At 75.4% G+C, this 1,721-nt stretch carries 2 protein-coding genes; both read left to right on the forward strand.

What is annotated here, in order from left to right:
• Nucleotides 1–940, forward strand: a 940-nt coding sequence (locus AC1D01_RS33415) for a hypothetical protein (protein WP_477873769.1), incomplete at its 5' end; no start/stop codon positions are given.
• The coding region (locus tag AC1D01_RS33420; protein ID WP_477873770.1) for a hypothetical protein at nt 940–1,721 on the forward strand (782 nt) is incomplete at its 3' end. The genes AC1D01_RS33415 and AC1D01_RS33420, both read left to right, overlap by 1 nt.

Genomic DNA, 1,721 nt, shown 5'->3' on the forward strand with positions numbered 1-1,721 from the left:
CTACCAGGGGACGCCCGCCATGCCGTCCTGCTCGTCCATCGAGGGGGCCTGGTCATGCCGCTGCCCACCGGCCGACGGCAGCAGCGCCGACATCGAAGCCGATGCCGCCCGCCAGGTCTTCGCGCTGCGGCTGAGCAGCGCCGCCTCGGGTGTCACCACGGTCGAGTCGATCGGCTGCAGTGGCGCCGCCGCCGCCTGCCTGGCACCTGCGGGCGCGGGTGCCCCCCCGGCGGCCCACGTCACGCGGACCTGGGCCGACGTGGCCCGCATCCCGGCCATCGACGTCCGGCCGGTCGCGGCCGTCACGGCGCGAGGCTCCGTGCAGCTGCGTGGCGAGCCGACCGTCGTGCACCACGGGATCGCGAGCGGCGGCCTCACGCTGCACGCCGGCGCCGAAGCCGACCCGGGCGACGCCAGGCTGATCGGCCCACCCGGTGCACCAGCGCTGTCGACCATCGCCGGCGCCGATGCGGTGCTCGCCTCGCTCGACGCGGCGCAGTTCTTCGCCAGCGTCTTCCGGATGAACCGCACGACATGGCAGGCCCAGCCCGTGGCGCGCTTCGTGACCTGCACGACGCCCTGCGACGCCGAGGTCTCCCGACAGCTCGCGCCGCCCGGGTCGGCAACCCTGCTCTGGCTCGACGGCGGCCTGCGGCTGGACGGCGCCACCGAGCTCGGCTCGCCCACGCGACCGGTGCTGCTGATCGTCGACGGCGCCGTGCACCTGCGCGGGCCGGCGCGCATCCACGGCGTGCTGTACCTGCGCAGCGCCGAATGGCGCGACGAAGCCGGGGCCACGCTGCACGGTGCCCTGCTGGCCGAGAACGATCTGCGGCTGTCCGGGCCGACCCGCATCGAGCACGACGGCGCCGTCATCGAACACCTGCAGATGTGCTGCGGCACCTGGGCCCGCGTGCCCGGCAGCTGGCGCGACTTCTGATGCACAGCACCTTCAGGGCGCCACCCRCCGCCCGGGTGGCCGCCGGCGCCGCCCTGCTCGAAGCGCTGCTTGCGTTGCTGCTGGTGTCGCTGCTGTCGGCGGCGTTGCTGCACCAGCAGGACGCACTGCGCCATGCCCGCACCGCGGCCCGGCAGCGGATCGATGCACTTCAGCTCGCACGGCGGGAGTTCGATCGCCTGCGCGGCCCGGCCGCATCGTCACCGGCCGCCACGACGCCGGTGCCGTTCGAGCTCAGCCACAGCGAGCAATCCGCGGCGCCCGAAGCATCCGAGGCGCCCGCCCTGCGCGACCTCAGCGTCGTCGTGAGCTGGCGCCACCCCGCCGGCGGCCTGCATCGCGTGCAGCTGGATGCCCGCGTACCGCGTGCCTCGCCGGTCTACGACGCCGTGCTGGGCCTCGCCCCGCAAGACATCGCGATCGCCCGGCCGCTCGGGCGGGCACCGGACATCCCGTTCGAATCGATCTCGATCACCCCCGACCGAAGCCTCTGGCAACCCGGCGGGCCGGGTGCGGCGGGCTGGGTGTTCGGCGATGCGGACGGGGTGATCGTCGCGCGCTGCAGCGCTGCACCGTCCGGCTGCGAAGCCGCGAGCGGCACCCTGCTGAGCGGCCACCTGCGCTTCTCGGCCAGCGCGCCGCCGGACCCCGCCACGCCGGGCGACCCGCTGCTGCCGCTGGGCGTCGTCCTCGCGCTCGACGGCCCGCCGGCGCGGACCGTCCGCTGCACCATCCAGCCCGTCGCCAGCGCCGGTGCGCGCTT

Source organism: Rhizobacter sp. P3_B12, from assembly GCF_056402895.1.